Here is a 20,452-nt window from a genome sequence, read left to right on the forward strand (position 1 = left end):
AGTCACCTCCTTGATCGACTCTAAGGGCGGTCGCGGCGCCTCGCCCGGTCATCGCCGCCCGGTCATCGTGACCGGATGCCCGTTCGACACCGTTCCACGCCGTAGGGTCTGGCCATGACGTGGAGGACGGCGCTCACCCGCCGCATGCCCGCGACCCGGCGGGCCCGGGTCCTGACCGCCGTAGGGCTGGTGCTCGTCGTCCTGGCGCTCGCGGCGATCGTGACGACGTCGGGCGGCGGCGGGGCCGCGCCCGTGCGCAGCGGCCAGCAACGGGTCGAGGTCGCCGCGGGCCCCGGGTCGCCGGACCGCATAGGCCTGGACACGACCGTGTACTACCCCGATACGGGTGCACCCGCGCCCGCCGTGCTGCTCGGCCACGGGTTCGGCGGCAACAAGTCCACCGTGCGCGCCGAGGCCGAGGGCCTGGCGCGGCGCGGGTACGTGGTCATGACGTGGTCCGCGCGGGGCTTCGGGGCGTCCGGCGGCCGTATCGCGCTCGACCAGCCGGACTACGAGGTGGCGGACGCGCGGGCGCTGGTCGACTGGCTGGCGGGACGTCCCGAGGTGCTGCTCGACCGACCGGGTGACCCGCGGGTCGGTGCGGCGGGCGTGTCGTACGGGGGAGCGCTGGCGCTGCTGCTCGCGGCGTACGACCCGCGCGTGGACGCCGTCGCGCCGCAGTGGACCTGGAACGACCTGGGCGAGTCGCTGCTCCCGAACGCCGCCGGCACGGGGCCCGCCACCGGCGTCTTCAAGAAGATGTGGGCCGGGGTCTTCTTCTCCTCGGGGGCGTCCGCGGCCGGCGGGCTGGGCACCGACGGGCCGGGCGCGCCCGGGGGACAGCCGCCCGGCGCCCCCGCCGACCCGGCCGACGCCGCGGAGTCGGTGTGCGGGCGCTTCACCGCCGAGGTGTGCGCGGTGTACGAGGAGGTCGCGCGCACCGGACGCCCCAGCGACCGGGCCGTGGAACTGCTGCGGCGGGCCAGTCCGGCGAGCGTCGCGGACCGGCTTCGGGTGCCCGCTCTGCTGATCCAGGGCCAGAACGACTCGCTCTTCCCGCTCGCCGAGGCCGACCGGACCGCCCGCGCGGTGTCGGCCAACGGGTTCCCGGTGGAGGTCGTGTGGACGGCGGGCGGCCACGACGGCGGTCCGCAGCAGAGCGTGCTGGTCCGGGACAAGACGGTCGCGTGGTTCGACAAGTGGCTCGCCTCCGACGAGGGCGCGCGGGCCACCGAGGCGCGGCGGCAGGGCGGCGGGGGAGCGCCGGTGCCGGCGGGGCCGTTCTCGGTCACCCGGCTGGGCGGCGTCGACACCTCGACGCGCGAGCAGGTCATCCGGGTCGCCGAGGGCCCGCGCTATCCCGGTACGGACGGCAGCACCCACCTGGCGCTGCCGCTGGCGGGGCCGGAGCAGACCGTCGTCAACCCGCCCGGCGGATCGCCGCCGTCGATGTCGACGCTGCCCGGTCTCGGACTCCTCGGTGCGTTGGGCCAGTCGGGTGACGCCTCGGCGCTGGGGCAGCTCTCGCTCGACATGCCGGGGCAGAGCGCGTTCTTCATGACCCAGCCGCTGGACCGTACGCTGCGGATCACCGGCGGGTCGACGGTGCGCGTGCGGGTTTCGGGAGCGGCCGACATCGTGCTGTTCGCCAAGCTCTACGACGTGGACCCGGGCGGCGGCGCGGTGCTGCCGTACCAACTCGCGGCGCCGGTGCGGGTCGTCGGGGCGGCGGACGGGCGCGAGGTGGAGATCCGGCTGCCGGAGGTCGACCGCGAGATCGACGCCGGGCACCGGCTGCGGCTGGTGCTCACCACCACCGACCTGGGGTACGCGACGCCGGCCGAGCCCGCCGCGTACCGGATCGCCGTCGTCGGCCCGCTGACCGTTCCCTCGGTGCCGGGCATCAAGCTCCCGCCGCCGGGCTACCCGTGGTGGACGTGGGGCCTGCCGGCCATCGCCGCGGCACTCGCCGTGGTGCTGGTGGTGACCGGGAAGCGCCGTCTCAAGGAACGTGCCCCGATCGCCGCGCTCGCCGAAGTGCCGCTGCGGATCCAGGGCCTGACGAAGCGTTACAAGGGCGGCAAGCTCGCCGTCGACGGCCTCTCCTGCACCGTCGAGCGCGGCCAGGTGCTGGGCCTGCTCGGGCCGAACGGCGCGGGGAAGACCACGGCGCTGCGCATGCTCATGGGGCTGATCCACCCGGACGACGGCGAGATCCGCATCTTCGGGCACATCGTGACGCCGGGGGCGCCGGTGCTGTCCCGGCTCGGGTCGTTCGTCGAGGGGCCCGGTTTCCTGCCGCACCTGTCCGGCCGCGACAACCTGTCGCTGTACTGGAAGGCGACCGGACGCCCGGCGCAGGACGCGCACTTCGAGGAGGCTCTCGAGATCGCGGGGCTGGGGGAGGCGCTGGACCGCAAGGTCCGCACGTACTCGCAGGGCATGCGGCAGCGTCTCGCCATCGCGCAGGCCATGCTCGGCCTGCCGGACCTGCTGGTGCTCGACGAGCCGACCAACGGGCTCGACCCGCCGCAGATCCGCGCGATGCGCGACGTGCTGATCAGGTACGCCGCGAACGGCCGCACGGTCGTGGTCTCCAGCCATCTGCTCGCCGAGGTCGAGCAGACCTGCACGCACGTGGTCGTGATGCACCGTGGTCGGCTCGTCGCGTCGGGCCCGGTGGAGGAGATCACCGGGGACGGGAACACGCTCGCGGTCGGGACGCCCGTACCGGACCGCGCGGTCGAGGTGCTCTCGGGGATGTCCGGGGTGGCCTCCGCGGTGCCGGAGGGCGAGGGCGTGCTCGTGCACCTCGCGGGCGCCGAGCCGTCGGCGGTCGTCGCCGAACTGGTGGGCGCCGGGGTCGCGGTGGACCGGGTGACCGCGAAACGCCGCCTGGAGGACGCGTTCCTCACGCTGATCGGAGAACAGCAGTGACCGCCGAGACCACGCCGGTTCCCCGGGGGACCGAGGACGCCGCGCCGTCCCGGGCGCACGGCTACCGGCCGCGGCACACCCTGCCGTTCCGGGTCGAGGCGCTGCGGCAGTTGCGGCGGCGGCGCACGCTGGTGATGCTCGGCCTGCTCGCGCTGCTGCCCTGGATCCTGGTCATCGCGTTCAAGGTGGGCGGTGATCCGGAGCGGGACACCGTGCCGACGCTGGTCGACGTGGCGACGCGCAGCGCGCTCAATCTGACGGCGTTCGCGCTGTTCGTGTCGACGGGCTTCCTGCTGGTGGTCGCGGTGGCGCTGTTCTGCGGCGACACCGTTGCCAGTGAGGCGAGTTGGTCGTCGCTGCGCTATCTGCTCGCGGCACCGGTGCCGAGGGCGCGGCTGCTGCGGGTGAAGCTCGCGGTGTCGCTGGCGTACAGCGGGCTCGCGCTGTTGCTGCTGCCGGCCATGGCATTGCTGGCCGGTGTGGTGGCGTTCGGGTGGGGGCCGCTGGAGATCCCGATCGGCGGTTCGTTGTCCGGCGGCGAGGCGATGCGGCGCATGGCGGTGGTCGTCGCGTACGGCATGGTGTCGCAACTCGTCGTCGCCGCTGTCGCGTTCTGGCTGTCGACGGTGACCGACGCTCCGTTGGGCGCGGTGGGCGGCGCGGTCGGCCTGGTGGTCGTCTCGAACATTGTGGACGCAGTGACCGCACTCGGCGCGTGGCGCGAAATCCTGCCCACACACTGGCAGTTCGCGTGGGTCGATGCCCTCCAGGCGGACATGGAGTGGGAGGGCATGATCAAGGGGTCGGCGGTTTCGGTCGGCTATGCCCTGGTCTTCATTGCGCTGGCTTTCCGCCATTTCGAGCGCAAAGACATCGTTTCCTAGGATTCCCGGGATTTGCCGGTCGGGATTTCGCCTGGTTCGGACCTGTTCAGATCTTGCCTACCAGCAGGTAGGTTTCCTCCGCACGTGTTCCTGTTACCCCTGGTACATCCCATCAAGGTGTGACGAAGGCGAGGGAACATGTACTTGTCCGGAAATTCTCGGCGCAGATCCGTGCGGCGCGCCACGGTGGGAGCCGCCACCGCGATGCTCGTGGCGATCGGCGGACTCGGCGTCCTGACCGGCTCCCCGGCCGGCGCCGCGACCACGCCGACACCGTTGCGCGCCGACCTGGAGGCGATCCGGGCCGCGGAGGCGCAGCAGTTGTACGGCAGTCCGGCGATCCGACCGGTCGACCAGCGCAAGACGTCGCTGATCTCCATCGGCGACAGCGAGATCTCCGGCGAGGGCGTCGGGACGTACGAGGCGCCCACCGACGGCCCGACGAACTGGTGCCACCGCTCGCCGCAGGCGGCCATCCACCGCACGGGCATCGCGGCGGACGTGACGTACAACGTGGCCTGCTCGGGGGCGTCGAGCCAGAACATCCGCATCGGCGGCACGAAGCAGTACGCCGACGAACTCGTGCAGTCCGACAGCCTCGCGATCAAGGCGCGCAACACCCGGCTGAAGCTGGTCCTGCTGGTCGTCGGGGGCAACGACGACCTCCAGTTCGGCCCGACGATGACCGACTGCGTCACGCGCCGGGTGTTCTTCCAGGGCGAGTGCCACGGCACGTACCAGCCGCAGTGGAAGGCCCGCGTCGAGGCGCTGCGGCCCAAGGTCGAGCAGGACGTGCGCGACCTGCGCACCGTCATGACCGACGCGGGATACGTCAGTTCCGAGTACAAGCTGGTGGTCATGGGCTACCCGTCGCCGATGAGCCCCGACGTCGAGGACAACCCGAACTTCCCCGGCTGGTACGCGGGTGGCTGCCTCGGCTACCTGCGCGACCAGGCGTGGGGCCGCAACGAGGCGGTGCCGATGTTCGCCGAGGCGTCGCGGCAGGCCGCCGCGAACACCGGGGCGATCTACCTCGACAACAGCCGCCTGTTCCACGGCCACGAGGTGTGCACCGACAACACGTGGGTGCGCGGGCTGTGGTTCGCCAACCTGGACCTGTTCGACGAGAACACCACCCGGCAGTCCTTCCACCCCAACGAGCGCGGCCACATCGCGTTCGCATCCTGCCTGACACAGCTGTACAACTCGGGCTACCAGACCGCGAGTTGCGTGGATCCGGCAAGCACCGGCAACACCGTGCTCACCGAGGGGGTCAAGGACTTCCGGCAGTTGCGGAACGAGGGCACGGGGCTGTGCGCCGACTCGTACGGCTACTCGTCGCGCAACTACACGCCGCTGCAACTGTGGCCGTGCCAGAGCGGTCGCAACCAGGGCTTCTGGTACGACGCGGCGAACCAGTCCGTGCACGTCGAACTGAGCCACGACCGCTGCCTCGACCCGGAAGGCGGTGCCCGGGCCGCCGGTACGCCGGTGGTCCTGTGGAACTGCAACGGCGGCCAGAACCAGCGCTTCGTGCAGACCGGCGGGACCCTGCGGCCGGCCGACGCCCAGACGCTGTGCGTCACTCCGGCGGGCACCGACCCCACCCTGGGGGCCCGGCTCGTGCTCGCGGCCTGCGACGGCTCGGCCGCACAGCGGTTCGCCGCCGAGCCGCACCAGGCCGCGGTGTTCACCGAACTCAAGGCGGGCAACACCGGCAAGTGCCTTGACGTGGACGGTGGTTCGATGAGCAACGGAACGGGCGTCCTGGCCTGGGACTGCGCGGGCAGCGCCAACCAGAAGTGGTTCGTGAACGCCGCGAGCGGCCAGGTCCACAGCCTCAAGGACCCCACCTACTGCCTCGACAACCGCGGGACCACCGCGGCCGGTTCGGGGCTCGGCATCTGGTCCTGCAAGGACGGCGTCGGCGCGTACCGCGACAACCTGCGGTTCGACTCCGTCTCCGGGCAACTCGTCGGCCGCGTCTCGGGATTGCGGATCACCGCCCCGACCGGCGGCAATGGGCCGGTGACGCAGGCGGCGTCGAACGGATCGGCGGCGCAGACCTGGAACGCGGGGGCGGCGGCGCCGCTGGGATACAGCTCCATCCCGTACGACGCCTACTGACGGTCGCGGGCGCAACCGACCCGATCGCGCGGGCCTCCGCTCCGGTGTGGCAGCCGGAGCGGAGGCCCGCTGGCACGATGGGCAGTGCTCGGCCGCCGAACGTGCCGAGCCGCCGAACGTGCCGAGCCGCCAAAAAAGTGCTGAGCCGTCGAAAGCGCTGAGCCGTCGAACTCGTCCTGGGGGACCTGTGTCCGATACACCGCAGCACGAAGGCCCGGACGACCTGGGGCCGGCCGTACCGCCTTCGTCCGCGGTCCCGCCGCCGCCGAAACCTGGATACGCCCCGAGCGCGCAGCCGACGGGCGCGCCGCCGTCGGCACCGTCTCCGGCCGGCGGCCGCTCCAACACGATGCTCTTCGTCGGGACCGCGGCCGGGCTCGTCATCGCCATCGTGATGACCCTCGTCGTCCTGCTCGGCGACGACGAGGACTCGTCGTCCGACAGCGCCGGTTCGGCGAGCTCCAGCGCGCCGGCGAAGCCTTCGGCGTCACCCGGTGACTCCCCAACCGCGACCTCGTCACCCTCCCGTACCCCCACCGCGACCCCGTCGGCCACCGCCACCGACGGCCCCACCGCGTCCGTCCCGCCGACCGGCGGGTTCCAGAACTCGCCCGTCCTGGCGGCCGCCCGGGTGCGCGGCCGCCTGATCGTCGGCACGAAGGGCGACACCCCCGGCCTCTCCTTCCAGGACCCGGCGACCGGGCGGCACTCGGGCTTCGAGATCGAACTCGCCCTGGCCGTCGCCGAGGACCTCGGGTTCGACGAGGACGGCGTGGAGTTCCGCAACGTCCCGTCGGCGGCGCGCGAAACCGCCCTCGCGAGCGGCGGCATCGACCTCTACATCGGCACGTACTCGATCACCGCCCTGCGCAAGCAGACCGTGGCCTTCGCCGGTCCGTACTACGTGGCCGGGCTCACCGCCCTCGTCCGTGCGGGCGAGCCGACGATCACCGGCATGGACAGCTCCCTCGCCGGACGCACCGTGTGCTCCGTCACCGGCTCCACGCCGCTCCAGGTCGTCCAGACGAACGTGCCGCAGGCCCAGGTGTCCGGGCGTACGAGCTACGCCCAGTGCCTCGAGGACCTCCAGGCGTCACGCGTCGACGCGGTCGTCACCGACGACGCGATCCTGCGCGGCTACGCCGCTGTGCGGCCGTCCGAACTCAAAGTCGTGGGAACCCCGTTCGGCGTCGAGAAGTACGGCATCGGGATGAACCACGACGATGCCGCCCTCCGCTCGGCGGTCAACGACGCGCTGGAGAAGGCCGCCACCGACGGCACCTGGTCCGCCGCCTACACCGAACACCTCGACCCCACCCGGACCAGCTTCCCGGCCCCGCCGCCGCTGGACCGCTACTGACCGCCGCACCCGGGACGCGCGACGCCCCCGCCCGGAGAGGGCGGGGGCGTCGCGCGAAGCGGTGGGAGATCAGGACCGGCGGACCGGGATGTTGGTGATCACCGCCGAAGTCACGTCCGCGAAAAAGTCGTTGCCCTTGTCGTCGACGACGATGAAGGCGGGGAAGTCCTCGACCTCGATCTTCCAGACGGCTTCCATGCCCAGTTCCGGGTACTCGATGACCTCGACGGACTTGATGCAGTCCTGGGCGAGGCGCGCGGCGGGGCCGCCGATGGAACCGAGGTAGAAGCCCCCGTGCTTGCCGCAGGCGTCGGTGACCTGCTGGGAGCGGTTGCCCTTGGCGAGCATGACGAACGAGCCGCCCGCGGCCTGGAACTGCTCGACGTAGGAGTCCATGCGGCCGGCGGTGGTGGGGCCGAAGGAGCCGGACGCGTAGCCCTCGGGGGTCTTGGCGGGGCCCGCGTAGTAGACGGCGTGGTCGCGCAGGTACTGCGGCATCGGCTCGCCGGCGTCCAGGCGCTCCTTGATCTTGGCGTGCGCGATGTCGCGGGCCACGACGACCGGGCCGGACAGCGAAAGGCGGGTCTTGACCGGGTACTTCGACAGCTCGGCGCGGATGTCGCTCATCGGCCGGTTGAGGTCGATGTGGACCACGTCGTCGGAGAGGTCCTCGTGCGTGGTGTCCGGCAGGTACTTGGCCGGGTCGTTCTCCAACTGCTCCAGGAAGACGCCCTCGGCGGTGATCTTGGCGAGCGCCTGGCGGTCGGCGCTGCACGAGACGGCGATGGCGACCGGCAGCGAGGCGCCGTGGCGGGGCAGGCGGATGACGCGCACGTCGTGGCAGAAGTACTTGCCGCCGAACTGCGCGCCGATGCCCATGTCCTGGGTCAGCTTGAGGATCTCCGCCTCCAGCTCGACGTCGCGGAACCCGTTGCCGAGCGGGGAGCCGGTCGTGGGCAGCGTGTCGAGGTAGCGGGCCGACGCGTACTTCGCGGTCTTGAGGGCGAACTCGGCGCTGGTGCCGCCGATGACGACCGCGAGGTGGTACGGCGGGCAGGCCGCGGTGCCCAGCGAGCGGATCTTGCCGTCCAGGAACTTCAGCATCGCGGCCGGGTTCAGGATGGCCTTGGTCTCCTGGTACAGGTACGACTTGTTGGCGCTGCCGCCGCCCTTGGCCATGAACAGGAACTTGTACGCCTCGCCCGCGGTCGCGTACAGCTCCACCTGCGCCGGCAGGTTGTTGCCGGTGTTCTTCTCGTCCCACATCGTCAGCGGGGCCATCTGCGAGTAGCGCAGGTTGAGCTCGGTGTACGCGTTGCGGATGCCGAGCGACAGGTGCTCCTCGTCACGGCCGTCCGTCAGCACGTGCTGGCCGCGCTTGCCCATCACGATCGCGGTGCCGGTGTCCTGGCACATCGGCAGGACGCCGCCCGCCGCGATGTTGGCGTTCTTGAGCAGGTCGAGGGCCACGAAGCGGTCGTTGGGGGAGGCCTCGGGGTCGTCCAGGATCCGGGCGACCTGGGCCAGGTGCCCCGGCCGCAGCAGGTGGGCGATGTCCCGCATCGCCTCGCGGGCGAGGAGCGTCATCGCCTCCGGCTCGACCTGCAGGAAGCGGCGCCCGCCGGCTTCGAACGTCGAGACACCCTCGCTGGTCACCAGCCGGTACGGCGTGGTGTCCTCGCCCAACGGGAGCAGGTCCGTGTACTCGTTACTGTCGGCGGGGGGCATGGCCATCCTCGGTCGGCGGTGTCGGGGCGTCCTCCAGCGTAGAACGCCGGGGCACCCCCGACGGATGTGAGGTCGCGCTCACTCCCCGCCCACGCCTCCGAGAGGGTGGCACGCCGGCCACCACGACGCGGCGCGCTCGTGGAGGAGCTGCGGCCTGACAGTCGCGGACGGGCCCTTCATCTGAGGCGCGGCCCGACGGGGCGGGGGCCGGTTGCTCAGGGGCGGCCGGCGGGGACGACGGTTATGCGGATTGTTGCTGTGGCGTATTGGCCCTGGCTGTCGCGGATCGTGTAGCGGAATACGTCGGTGCCGGTGAGCAGCGGGGTCCACGTTGTGTACGTGCACGCCCCCGAGACCCGGTCGCAGGTGATCCGGCCGTACAGGCCCCAGGCGACCGGCGAACCGATGATGCGCAGGCCGTCGCCGCGGTCGTTGGCCAGCAGGTTCAGCGACACGCTGCCGCCTGCCCGGGCCGTCGCGCTGTCGTCGACGGCCATCGCGGCGACCGGTCCCGGCGGTGTCGTCGGTCCCGTGGGCTGCGTCGGGAGCCGAGTGGTCGGCTGCGCGGTCGACCCGGTGGTCAGGGTCGGGCTCGGCGGTGCCGTTGTCGTGGGGGCCGGCGACGTGGCCGGCGCGGTCGCGGGAGCACCGGTCGCCGGTCCCTCGGTCGTGGGCGTAGTGGACGGCGCGGTGTCGCCCGGGGGCGGTAGGGCGGGCGGGGTCGCGGCGCCGGGCCGGGTGGGGTCGGGGCGGGTGGGGTCGGGGCGGCCGGAGGAGGCGGGGTCGGGCGGCTGCTTCGGCGGCGCGCCCGGGTCTGCGGCCGTCGTCGTGGCGTTCGGCGGGGACTGCGCCGCGGGCTGTGTCGGCCCGGGCGGCGGCACCGGTACGGCGGGTTCGGCGATCAGGTCGGCCCGCTTCTCCGGAGTCTTCGCGGGCCCGGAGCCGTCGGGCACGATGGCCGCGACGGCGATCACCGCGGCGGCGGCCGCGGCGACCATGCTGCCGAATACCGCCTTGCGGGCCACCGATGTCCCGGCCTTGCCGAGGGCCTTGGGGAGGCCCGTCCCGGCCGGCGGGCCGCCCGGAGCCGGGGCCGCGGGTGCCGGGCCGAGCCCGGGCCCGGCCGAGGCCCCGACCGAGCTACCGGCCGGTCCCGCGCCCGCCGGTCCCGCGCCGACAGTTCCCGAGCCGGCTGCCGTCCCCGTGCCGACGGCCCCTGCTCCGGCAGTCCCCGCGCCCGTCGATCCCGCACCGGCCGCCGACGCCGTACCGGCGACGGCGGCTCCGCCCGCGAGTGCCTCCGCCGACAGCGCGGTGGCCGCCGTACCGCCGAGGATCGCGGGGAGCAGCAGCACCCGCAGGTGCGCGTTGGTGGCGGCTAGTTCCGCGCACAGGCGCGTACAGGTCGGGCAGTCGGCCAGGTGGTCGTCGACCGCGCGCCGGTCGCGGATGCGCAGGGTGCCGCGCACGTATCCGCCGAGGCGTTCGCCGTGGGTCCGGCAGCGCTCCGGCAGGCGGCCTATGTGCGCCTTCAGGAACGCCTCGCTCAGCCCCTCGCGCGCCCGGACCGCGAGCTGCGAGACCGCGTTGGGCGTCATGCCGAGCAGCCGGGCTATGTGCCGCGGCTTCTCGCCCTCGACCTCGGTGTGCCACAGGATCGCCTGCCAGCGGTCCGGCAGCGAGCCGAACGCCTGCTTGACCATGAGCAGGTCGGGGAGCGCGTCCTCGGTCCGCGGCGCGGACCCGCCCAGGGTGTCGAGCGTCGCCTCGTCGGTCGGCACCACCGTGCGCCGGGCCCGGGTCCGGTCCGCGTGGCTGTGGCGCATCGTCGTGCACAGGTACGCCCGGAAGGACTCGCGCGGCCCGCCGCCGCGCCGCAACTGCGCCAGCACTTCGACGAATGCGTCGGACACCAGGTCCTCGGCGGCGTCGGCGTCCGGTTCGAGCCGCCGTGCGTGGCGCAGGGCCGCGCCGTGGTGCCGGTTGTGCAGGACCGCGAACGCGGCGTCCGCATCCGGCCCGCCGCCGCGGGCACGCTGCGCCAGTTCGGCGTCGGACGCCGGGTGCTCGGCCGCCGTGCGGTTCGTCTCCCCGTCCATGCCGCGACAGCTTGCCATGGACGCGAACAGCTGTACTACGGTGCGGCGGTTCCGGTTTTCACCGGTGCCGCGACCCCTGCCGCGCGCACCGGTTCCGGGGCGATCTCCGGTGCCGGGGAAGGCTGTTCGCGCGTCATCCGCATGCCGAGGACGACACCCGCCCCGACCAGCGCACTACCCGCCAGTTGCGCGGGGCGTACCTCGCCGGTGCCGAGCACCAGCGCCGACAGCGCCGCGGAGACCGGCACCAGGCCGGAGAACAGTCCGGCCCGCTCGGCACCGAGCGTTCCGAGCGCGGTGTACCAGAGCAGGAACGCCGCGACGGTCGCGATCAGCCCGATGAACACCAGCGCGGAGGCCTCGGCGAGGGTCGGCACGCGCAGCATTCCGGTGCCGTCCGAGAACCAGCCGATCGCGAACGACTGGGGCACCGCGAGCGCGGTCGAGTACGCCGCCACCCGCAGCGCCCCGAGCCGCGGCAGCAGCGGAACCGCGAGCAGCGAGAAGGCGATCTCGCAGACCAGCACGCCGAGCGCCATGAGCAGTCCGGTGGCCGAGGCGTCGCCGAAGCCCTCGACGGCGACCGCGCCCGCGACCACGAGGACCGATCCGGCCACGATGCGCGCGCCGGGCCGGCGCCGGGCCATCAGCGGCGCGATCACCGCGAGTGCGATCGGGGAGCAGCCCAGGATGCTGCCGACCGTCGCGGGATCGGCGTGCTCCAGCGAGCCGATCAGCAGCTGGTTGAACAGGGTCTGGCCGAGCAGGGCGAGCAGGAACAGGAGGAGCCACGCGCGCGCCCCGACGCGCACGCGTGGCGGCTTGCGGAGCCGGAGGACGGCGTACATCGCGACGGCGGCGAGGGTGTACCGCAGGCCCTGGCCGCCGCCGACCGGGTAGGCGACCAGGGCGGCCGAGACGCCGGCCGCCGTGCCGACGAGGACCTGGGAGAGAGCTGCGAAAGATGCGCCGACGGACGGCGCCTGAGCGGATGGCCTCATGAGCCGCTACGTTAGGAGCCAGGTGGATCGGAAGGCAGAACCACCGATGTGCCCTGGGAGGGGACCACTTAGAGGGGACACGCTCATGGGAGACCTGCTGGTCGGGATCGACCGGGCCCGGGGTGCGGTCGGCGCGCAGATCACCGCGGGCCTGCGCGACGCGGTGCGCACCGGGCGTCTGGCGCCGGGCGACCGGCTGCCGTCGAGCCGCGCGCTCGCCACCGATCTCGGGGTGTCGCGCGGCATGGTCGTGGAGGCCTACGAACAACTTGTCGCCGAGGGCTATCTGACGAGCCGTCACGGCTCCGGCACGCGCGTCGCCGACATCCCCGAGAGCCGCGCACCGGGCGGCCCCGACGAGCCGCGCGACGCCAACGACATCTCCGTGCTGCCCTACGACCTGAAGCCCGGCACCTCGGACATGTCCGCCTTCCCGCGCGCGGCGTGGCTCGCCGCGACCCGGCATGCGCTCGCGACCGTGCCGCACAGCAGGCTGTCGTACGGCGACCCGGGCGGCGTCCCCGAACTGCGCACCGCGCTCGCCGCGTACCTCGGCCGGGTGCGCGCCGCCAACGCCGCGCCGGACCGCATCGTCGTGGTCGGCGGGGTCGCGCAGGGCATCGCCCTCATGGTCCAGGCCCTCGCCGCGCGCGGCCACACGCTGCTGGCCGTCGAGGACCCGTCCAGCGCGACCCAGCGCGGCCTGCTGCGCAGCAACGGCCTGCCCATCGTCGGCGTGCCGGTGGACGGCGAGGGCATCGACGTGGCGGCACTCGCGCGTACCGGCGCCCGGGCCGTGCTGGTCACGCCCGCGCACCAGTACCCCACCGGTGTGGTGCTCTCCCCGGAACGCCGCGCCCAGCTCACCGGCTGGGCACGCGACGTCGACGGCCTCATCGTCGAGGACGACTACGACGCCGAGTTCCGCTACGACCGCGACCCGGTCGGCTGCCTCCAAGGTCTCGACCCGGACCGCGTCGTCCACCTCGGCTCGACCAGCAAGGCCCTCGCCCCCGGCATGCGGCTCGGCTGGGCGGTGGTGCCGCACACCTGGCTGGAACAGGTGCGTGAACTCAAGCAGTACGCCGACCTCGGCTCCGCGGTGATCAACCAGTTCGCCTTCGTTCAGCTGCTGGAGAGCGGCGGCTACGACCGGCACCTGCGCGCGATGCGGCTGCGCTACCGGGGCCGCCGCGACGCGGTGGCCGACGCGTTCGCCGAGTTCCTGCCGAAGGCGCAGGTCAACGGCATCCGGGCGGGCCTGCACCTGTACGTCGAACTGCCGCCCGGCAGCCGCGAGGACGCCGTGGTCGCCGCCGCCGCGGCCCGCGGCGTGCGCGTCGAACCGGTCGGCCCGATGCGCGAGCCCGGCCCCGACGCACCCCCCGCGCTGGTCCTCGGATACGCGTCGCTCGGCGAGGACCGCCTGCGTGAAGCGGTGTCGCGGCTCGCGGACGCCTGCCGGGAGGCATCGGGCGACTGATGGGGGCGTGCCTGGCGCGGCCCTCGCGGCTAAGGTCGTGCCGTGGATCAGCCTCCGGAGAATGCCGAGTCCGTCGCACCCCCGCAGCCGGCGGGGCCGCCGCCCATGCCCCCGGCACCGAGAGCACCTTCGTCGCTGCCCACCGCGCCGGTCTCGGCCGCCGACATCCGTGCGTCGGACGCCGACCGCGACCGGGTCGCACAGGTGCTGCGCACCGCCTTCGAAGAGGGCCGCCTCACGATCGAGGAGCACTCCGAGCGCATCGAGGCGCTGTACGGCGCCAAGACCATGGGCGAGTTGGAGCCGCTGACCTTCGACCTGCCGACCGGTGCCGCGCGCCCGAACCTCGGCAAGGCGTCCTCGTCGTCACCCGGCCGCCCCGCGCCGGTGTCCTACCGGCCCGCCCAGGTCGGCTCCGCCCCCGCGGAATCGCCTTCGCTGGTCGCGGTGTTCGGCAGCGCGGAGCGCAGGGGGCCGGGGCGCATCGGCGCCCGCCTGCGGGCCGCGGCGGTGTTCGGCGGCGTGGAGATCGACCTGTCCGACGCGACGTTCGAGACCCCGGTGCTGGTGATCAACGTGGCTACGGTTTTCGGCGGCATCGACGTACGCGTGCCCGAGGGCGTCACCGTACGCGGCCACGGCGCGGGCATCTTCGGCGGATTCTCCGTGCAGCAGCAGGTGGCCGAGGACCCGGACGCGCCCGTCGTCATCGTGCGCGGGGCGGCGATCTTCGGCGGCGTCGACGTCCGGCCGAAGAAGGCCAAGAGGCGCCCGCTTGACCGGAAACGTCACGAGGACGACGACTGACGGCGGAATCCCGCCATTTCGTGGACGTTTCAAGGGTGTTGCTTTCCCGTCAGTTGTCGTGATGCGCGGCATGTACCGGGATTTGGACGGGTAGGCGCATGGTGGGACGTACGACACGCCTACCCTGCGAGGAGATCAAACGTGCCCGAACCGAGCGATCTGACCTCCAGCCTCCAGGACGTCGCCGCACCTGCCGAGCGCTCGTCCACCTGGATCCCTCCGGCGACCGGTGCCTGCCGGTCCGAGCTCCAACTGTTCGTCGACATACCCGAAGAACCCGCCGTCGCACGGATCGCGCGGGAAGAGGACGCCAAGCGCATATGCGCGCGTTGTGCGGTCCTCATTGAGTGCCGTGCCGAGGCACTCGCCGCGAGTGACGCCGAACCCGCAGGAGTGCGCGGCGGGTTGACCCTGGAAGAACGCCAGGCCATCGCGCGCCGCCGACGCCGCAGAGGCGGCCGGCGAGCCACCGGCCGCTGACCACCCGCCGCGTCAAGGTCCGCGTCGCGCGGTCTCCCGCTTCGCCGCCTCGCCCACCAGATGGTCGTGCGGAGTGTCCGTCGTCAGCCGAGCCAGCCGCTGCAACAGCTCGGTCAACTCCGCGTTCTGCTCGGGGGAAAGGTCCGCGATCACATCACCGAGCAATTCGCGGCGCGCATCCACGAGCCGCTCGACCACCGCGCCGCCGTCGGGGGTGAGTTCGAGGCGTCCTTGTACGTCGGTACGCGCCTGCCCCGCGGCGATCAGCTCCGCGGCGTACTTGCGCACCGAGTCGAGCGGCTCGTGGATCTTCCTGGCCAACTCCGTGTCGAGCACCGGCCCGAAGCGGTCGAGCTGCACGAGGCCGAACGCGCACGGCACCGAGACGTCCACGCCGGCCCGGTCGATCATGCGCTCGTACCGCGTCCAGCCGTTCTCGCGGTGCACCAGCTGCGTCATCGCGCGCTCGACCTCCTCGACCGACGTCCGCGCGGTCGGCCGGTAGGGGTCGAGCGCGTCGGTCCCCTCGGTGGTCCTGCGCAGCGGGATCTCCTTGAGCATCAGGCTCAGCAGGAACGCCAGGATCACCACGACGGAGGCGATCAAGAACACGTCCTGAAGCGCGTTCGCGTACGCGTGCACGAACCCCTGGTGCGTCGCGGGCGGGAGCGCCTTGAGGGCGTCCGGGCTCGATCCGACCGTCTCGGGATCGACACCCGGCGGCAACTGCAACCCGGTCGCGTCGGCCAGGTTGTCGGTGAGCCGCGAGTTGAAGACCGACCCGAAGATCGCCACCCCGAAGGACCCGCCGATGGACCGGAAGAACGTCGCCCCCGACGTCGCCACCCCGAGGTCCTTGTAGTCCACCGAGTTCTGCACCGCGAGCACGATCACCTGCATGACCAGGCCGAGTCCCAGGCCGAACACCAGCATGTAGAGGCTCGACGCGGCTGTCGTGGTGTACTCGTCCATGCGCGACAGCAGGAACATGCCCACCGCCATCACCGCGGTCCCCACGATGGGGAAGATCTTGTAGTGCCCCCAGCGGGTGATCAGCTGCCCGCTGCCGATCGAGGTGACCAGCAGGCCAAGCATCATGGGCAGCAGCCGCAGACCCGACTCGGTGGCCGACGTACCGTTGACCACCTGCATGAACAGCGGCAGGAAGCTCAGCGCGCCCATCATGGCGAAGCCGACCACGAAGCCGATCGCCGACGTCGTGCTGAAGATCGGCTGCCGGAACAGGTGCAGCGGCAACACCGGTTCGGCGGCCTTGCGTTCCACCATGATGAACGCGCCCAGCAGCACCACGGCCGCCGCACCGAGCCCGAAGATCTCCGCCGACACCCACGGGTACATCGAGCCGCCGAAGGTGCTGAGCAGCACGAGGCAGGTCGTCGCGCCGGCGAGCAGCACGATGCCCCAGTAGTCGATCGTGGGCCGCTTGCGCACCTCGTGCGTGTGCAGCGCGAACGCGACGACCACCAGCGCGATCGCGCCGATGGGCAGGTTGATGTAGAAGACCCAGCGCCACGACAGGTTGTCCACGAAGAACCCGCCGAGCAGCGGCCCGGCCACACTCGTCACGCCGAACACCGCGCCGAACAACCCGGTGTACCGCCCGCGTTCGCGCGGCGGCACGACGTCGCCGATGATCGCCTGCGACAGCACCATGAGCCCGCCGCCGCCGAGGCCCTGGATGCCGCGGAACGCGATCAGCTCGGGCATGTTCTGCGCGATGCCGCACAGCGCCGACCCGATCAGGAAGATCACGATCGACGCCTGGAACAACCGCTTGCGCCCGACCAGGTCGCCGAGCTTGCCCCACAACGGCGTACTCACCGTCGAGGCGAGCAGATAGGCGGTCACCACCCATGACAGATGGTCGAGCCCGCCCAGGTCCCCGACGATCGTGGGCAGCGCCGTCGACACGATCGTCTGGTCCAGCGCGGCCACCAACATGCCGAGCATCAGCCCGGTGAAGATCAGCCAGAGCTTCTGCTCCTGCGGCGCGGACGCGGGAGCGTCAGCGGTCTTCACGGGCGCGCTCATCCGCGGCTCCTCGGGTGATCGACTCGGGTGATCGACTGGTGATCGACTGGTGATCGACTGGGTGATCGACGACGCTGCCGCAGGCCTATACCCCGAAAAGCCAGAAAAACCGATGAGCATCCCCAAATCGCCGCACCCGAACGGCCCCGAACCCACTCGACGGGCAAAAAGGTCGGTCCGCCCCCGACTCCGCGGGGACGGACCGACCCATGTGATTACCGGCTACCTGCCGACCGCCTACCTGCCGACTGCCTACCGGCTACCTGTCGACTGCGTGCCGACCAACTGCCCGCCGACCTACCGCGCCCGGTCGAAGTCGATCGCGCTGTAGGCGCGCAGCTTCGCCAGCCGGTGCTGGCTGTCGATGTTCCGGATCGTGCCGCTCTTCGAGCGCATCACCAGCGACGAGGTCAGCGCCGTGCTCGACCGGTACCGCACGCCGCGCAGCAGCTCGCCGTCCGTGATGCCGGTGGCCACGAAGAAGACGTTGTCGCCCGACACCAGGTCGTCCGTCAGCAGCACACGGTCCAGGTCGTGTCCCGCGTCGAGCGCCTTCTGGCGCTCCGCCTCGTCCTTCGGCCACAGGCGTCCCTGGATCACACCGCCCATGCACTTTATGGCGGCCGCGGCGATGATGCCCTCGGGCGTCCCGCCGATGCCCAGCAGCAGGTCGACGCCCGTGCCGTCCTTCGCCGCCATGATGGCGCCGGCGACGTCGCCGTCGGTGATGAACTTGATGCGCGCGCCGGCCTCGCGGATCTCCTTGACGATCGACTCGTGGCGCGGCCGGTCGAGGATGCAGACCGTGACGTCCTCGGGCGCCGAGTTCTTCGCCTTCGCCACGCGGCGGATGTTCTCGCCGACCGGTGCCGTGAGGTCGACGACGTCCGCCGCCTCCGGGCCGGTGACGAGCTTCTCCATGTAGAACACGGCCGAGGGGTCGTACATCGAGCCGCGCTCCGCGACCGCCATGACGGCGACCGCGTTGTTCATGCCCTTGGCGGTGAGGGTCGTGCCGTCGACCGGGTCGACGGCGACATCGCACTCGGGGCCCGAGCCGTCGCCGACCCGCTCCCCGTTGAAGAGCATCGGCGCGTCGTCCTTCTCGCCTTCGCCGATCACCACGACGCCGTTCATCGACACCGTGCCGATGAGCGTGCGCATGGCCTTGACCGCGGCACCGTCGGCGCCGTTCTTGTCACCTCGTCCCACCCAGCGCCCGGCGGCCATCGCGGCGGCCTCGGTGACACGGACGAGTTCGAGTGCGAGGTTCCGGTCGGGAGCCTCCGGGTCGACCACGAGCTGCGGCGGTACGGACTGGTCCGTCATATTGGCGGGCCTTTCCTGTCGGGGAATCTCGCTCCGAGACCACGAGGGGTGCCCTGATCCCCGGTGGCCGTGCTCGTCCTCCTGGATGCGGGCTGCAACTGCAACAAGGAAGACGCGGCCCCGGGCCCGGACGGATTCCAACGGGATTGCCCCGATGTTATCGGCCCGACCGTGTATCGGTGCAGGTAGGCCGTGGATACCGTCCCGGTCCCGCGGTCCCGGCACCGCAATCCGACCCTCGCCGGCGAGGGTCCTCGCGCATCAGAGCCCCGTCATCACGACGCCGGTGGCCTTCACCCCGACCCACACCGACAGGCCCTCGCCGACCCCCAGCTCCGCGGCGGCCCGCGCGGTCACCTCCGCCACCACGTCCGGGCCGTTCGTGCCGCGCACCGTCACCCGCAACCGCGTCCCGGTGCCCGTCACTTCCGAGACGACCCCGTGCCACCGATTGCGTGCGCTGCCGCCCGGCGGGTCGCGGTACAGCGTCACGTGGTCGGGATGCACGGTCACCAGGACCGGGCCGGTCGGCACCGGGTCGGCGCCGACCAGCGTGTGACCGCCGGGGAGGAGCACCCCCTCCGGACGGCCGTCCCCCTCGTACGCGTTCAGCCCCAGCATCCGGGCGACCCACGCGGACCTCGGCGCGCGCGTCACCTCCACCGCCGCCGCGTCCTGGACCACCGAACCTGCCTCCACGACGAGCATGCGGTCGGCGAGGCTCAGCGCGTCGACGGGGTCGTGCGTCACGATCAGGCACGCGCCGTCGTACGGCCCCAAGTGCCCTCGCAGTGTGTGGCGCACCGACGCCCTCGTCTCCACGTCCAACGCGGCCAGCGGCTCGTCCAGCAGCAACAGGCGCGGCTCGGGGGCGAGCGCCCGGGCGAGTGCGACGCGTTGCTGCTGCCCGCCGGACATCTGCCCCGGCCGCCGGGCCGCGAGATCACCGAGGCCCAACCGCTCGAGCCAGTCGTGCGCGGTGTCCCGCATCTGATGGCGGCTCAGGCCGCGCCCGCGCAGACCGTACGCCACGTTCCGCGCCGCGCTGAGATGCGGGAACAGCGCGCCGTCCTGCGGCACATAGCCGATCCGCCGCCGGTGCGGCGGGAGTCCGCCCACGTCCGCGCCGTCGATCGCGACCGCGGCACGCGCCGGGCCGGGCAGGCCGGCCAGCGCCCGCAGCAGGGTGGACTTCCCCGCGCCGTTCGGCCCGACGACCGCCACGACCTCGCCTGCCGCGACGGTGAGTTCAGCGGCGATCAGCCCGTCCGTACGCGCCGTCAGCGCGGCCGTCGCCACGGACTCGGTCACGTCGGGCGTCCCGCCCTTCCGAGGCGTACCCGCACTCACGCCCGCCCCCCGTTCCGTCCGCGAGACGGCGACAACCACCGGCCGCGCAGCGCGACGAGGACGACGACCGACACCACGAGCAGGAGCAGGCTGACCGCGACCGCGGTGTCCGGGTCGTCCTGGAGCATCAGGTAGACCGCCAGCGGGAGCGTCTGGGTCTCGCCGGGCAGATTGCCCGCGAAGGTGATCGTCGCGCCGAACTCCCCGAGAGCGCGCGCCCAGGCGAGGGCCGCGCCGGCGGCGAGCCCCGGGGCGATCAACGGCAGGGTCACCGTCGCGAACACGCGCAGCGGGCCCGCCCCCAACGTCGCGGCCGTCTCCTCGTACCGCCGGTCGAGCCCGGCGATCGCCCCCTCGACCGACAGCACCAGGAAAGGCAGCGCGACGAACGCGCCCGCGAGCATCGCCCCGGTCATCGAGAAGGTGAGCTGTACGCCCATCGACTCCAGCCACGGACCGAGCAGTCCCCGGCGCCCGAAGGCGAGCAGCAGCGCGACGCCGCCCACGACCGGCGGCAGTACGAGCGGCAGGAGCACCAGCGCCCGCAGCAGCGACTTGCCCGGGAAGTCGACGCGCGCGAACAGCCAGGCGAGCGGTACGCCGAGCACCAGGCTGATCCCCAGCGCGCCGAACGAGCACTGCAACGAGAGGCGCAGCGCCGTGCGTACCGCGGGATCACCGAGCCGTTCCGGCACCGACTGCCACGGCGCGCGCCAGAGCAGGCCGACCAACGGAAGCACCACGAAAGCGAGTCCGGCGGTCGCCGGGACCCACAACAGCAGAGGTACTCGAGTCCGCGGCGTCCGCGGCACCGG

At 72.4% G+C, this 20,452-nt stretch carries 12 protein-coding genes and 1 pseudogene; 7 read left to right on the forward strand and 6 right to left on the reverse strand.

Annotated elements, in window-relative coordinates:
- Positions 1 to 114 precede the first annotated feature (114 nt).
- From AB0C36_RS14320 to AB0C36_RS14335, 4 genes are all read left to right on the forward strand, one after another.
- Positions 115 to 2,937 (forward strand): alpha/beta fold hydrolase, encoded by a 2,823-nt coding sequence (locus tag AB0C36_RS14320; protein WP_358353542.1) that lies wholly within the window; start codon positions 115 to 117, stop codon positions 2,935 to 2,937.
- Complete coding sequence (locus AB0C36_RS14325; RefSeq protein ID WP_358353544.1) at positions 2,934 to 3,821, forward strand: DUF2705 family protein; 888 nt, start codon at positions 2,934 to 2,936, stop codon at positions 3,819 to 3,821. Before AB0C36_RS14320 ends, AB0C36_RS14325 begins: the two co-directional genes overlap by 4 nt.
- Positions 3,822 to 3,959: 138 nt before the next feature.
- A complete protein-coding gene (locus AB0C36_RS14330) occupies positions 3,960 to 5,948 on the forward strand; it encodes a ricin-type beta-trefoil lectin domain protein (RefSeq protein WP_358353546.1) in 1,989 nt (662 codons plus the stop codon).
- Positions 5,949 to 6,135: 187 nt separating this feature from the next.
- Positions 6,136 to 7,308: a glutamate ABC transporter substrate-binding protein gene (locus tag AB0C36_RS14335; RefSeq protein ID WP_358353548.1), complete on the forward strand. Its 1,173-nt coding sequence runs from the start codon at positions 6,136 to 6,138 to the stop codon at positions 7,306 to 7,308.
- Between the two features lie 69 nt (positions 7,309 to 7,377).
- Here AB0C36_RS14335 and AB0C36_RS14340 read toward each other — a convergent pair whose 3' ends face one another.
- The 3 genes from AB0C36_RS14340 to AB0C36_RS14350 all read right to left on the reverse strand — a co-directional run bounded on the left by AB0C36_RS14340 (position 7,378) and on the right by AB0C36_RS14350 (position 12,136).
- Entirely contained in the window at positions 7,378 to 9,036 is a 1,659-nt protein-coding gene (locus AB0C36_RS14340) for a fumarate hydratase (protein ID WP_358353549.1), read from the reverse strand.
- Between the two features lie 215 nt (positions 9,037 to 9,251).
- Positions 9,252 to 11,135, reverse strand: a complete 1,884-nt coding sequence (locus AB0C36_RS14345; RefSeq protein ID WP_358353551.1) for a sigma-70 family RNA polymerase sigma factor — start codon at positions 11,133 to 11,135, stop codon at positions 9,252 to 9,254.
- Positions 11,136 to 11,170: 35 nt separating this feature from the next.
- Complete coding sequence (locus AB0C36_RS14350; RefSeq protein WP_358353553.1) at positions 11,171 to 12,136, reverse strand: DMT family transporter; 966 nt, start codon at positions 12,134 to 12,136, stop codon at positions 11,171 to 11,173.
- A gap of 85 nt (positions 12,137 to 12,221) precedes the next feature.
- On the opposite strand from AB0C36_RS14350, the gene pdxR reads away from it, so the two are divergent.
- From pdxR to AB0C36_RS14365, 3 genes are all read left to right on the forward strand, one after another.
- On the forward strand, positions 12,222 to 13,619 hold the full coding sequence (gene pdxR / locus AB0C36_RS14355) for a MocR-like pyridoxine biosynthesis transcription factor PdxR (RefSeq protein ID WP_358353555.1): 1,398 nt from the start codon (positions 12,222 to 12,224) through the stop codon (positions 13,617 to 13,619).
- Positions 13,620 to 13,661: 42 nt separating this feature from the next.
- Positions 13,662 to 14,426 (forward strand): DUF1707 SHOCT-like domain-containing protein, encoded by a 765-nt coding sequence (locus AB0C36_RS14360; protein ID WP_358353557.1) that lies wholly within the window; start codon positions 13,662 to 13,664, stop codon positions 14,424 to 14,426.
- A 141-nt stretch (positions 14,427 to 14,567) separates the two neighbouring features.
- Positions 14,568 to 14,906, forward strand: coding sequence for a WhiB family transcriptional regulator (locus tag AB0C36_RS14365; protein WP_358353559.1), 339 nt, complete (start codon positions 14,568 to 14,570; stop codon positions 14,904 to 14,906).
- 12 nt (positions 14,907 to 14,918) lie between these two features.
- Here the strand turns inward: AB0C36_RS14365 and AB0C36_RS14370 are convergent, their stop codons facing one another.
- From AB0C36_RS14370 to AB0C36_RS14380, 3 genes and pseudogenes are all read right to left on the reverse strand, one after another.
- Positions 14,919 to 16,958, reverse strand: coding sequence for a DHA2 family efflux MFS transporter permease subunit (locus AB0C36_RS14370; RefSeq protein WP_358353561.1), 2,040 nt, complete (start codon positions 16,956 to 16,958; stop codon positions 14,919 to 14,921).
- Positions 16,959 to 17,255: 297 nt separating this feature from the next.
- Positions 17,256 to 18,287, reverse strand: a complete 1,032-nt coding sequence (gene glpX / locus AB0C36_RS14375; RefSeq protein WP_358353563.1) for a class II fructose-bisphosphatase — start codon at positions 18,285 to 18,287, stop codon at positions 17,256 to 17,258.
- A gap of 261 nt (positions 18,288 to 18,548) precedes the next feature.
- A pseudogene (locus tag AB0C36_RS14380) lies at positions 18,549 to 20,449 on the reverse strand (ABC transporter permease).
- Positions 20,450 to 20,452: the final 3 nt, after the last annotated feature.

This window comes from Streptodolium elevatio (assembly GCF_040649515.1).
In the GTDB taxonomy this organism is placed as follows: Bacteria; Actinomycetota; Actinomycetes; order Streptomycetales; family Streptomycetaceae; genus Yinghuangia; species Yinghuangia elevatio.

Coding starts and splice junctions, on each gene's coding strand:
- AB0C36_RS14320 (WP_358353542.1), top strand. CDS start 115: ATGACGTGGAGGACGGCGCTCACCCGCCGCATGCCCGCGACCCGGCGG.
- AB0C36_RS14330 (WP_358353546.1), top strand. CDS start 3,960: ATGTACTTGTCCGGAAATTCTCGGCGCAGATCCGTGCGGCGCGCCACG.
- pdxR (WP_358353555.1), top strand. CDS start 12,222: ATGGGAGACCTGCTGGTCGGGATCGACCGGGCCCGGGGTGCGGTCGGC.
- AB0C36_RS14370 (WP_358353561.1), bottom strand. CDS start 16,958: ATGAGCGCGCCCGTGAAGACCGCTGACGCTCCCGCGTCCGCGCCGCAG.
- AB0C36_RS14350 (WP_358353553.1), bottom strand. CDS start 12,136: ATGAGGCCATCCGCTCAGGCGCCGTCCGTCGGCGCATCTTTCGCAGCT.
- AB0C36_RS14340 (WP_358353549.1), bottom strand. CDS start 9,036: ATGCCCCCCGCCGACAGTAACGAGTACACGGACCTGCTCCCGTTGGGC.
- glpX (WP_358353563.1), bottom strand. CDS start 18,287: ATGACGGACCAGTCCGTACCGCCGCAGCTCGTGGTCGACCCGGAGGCT.
- AB0C36_RS14345 (WP_358353551.1), bottom strand. CDS start 11,135: ATGGACGGGGAGACGAACCGCACGGCGGCCGAGCACCCGGCGTCCGAC.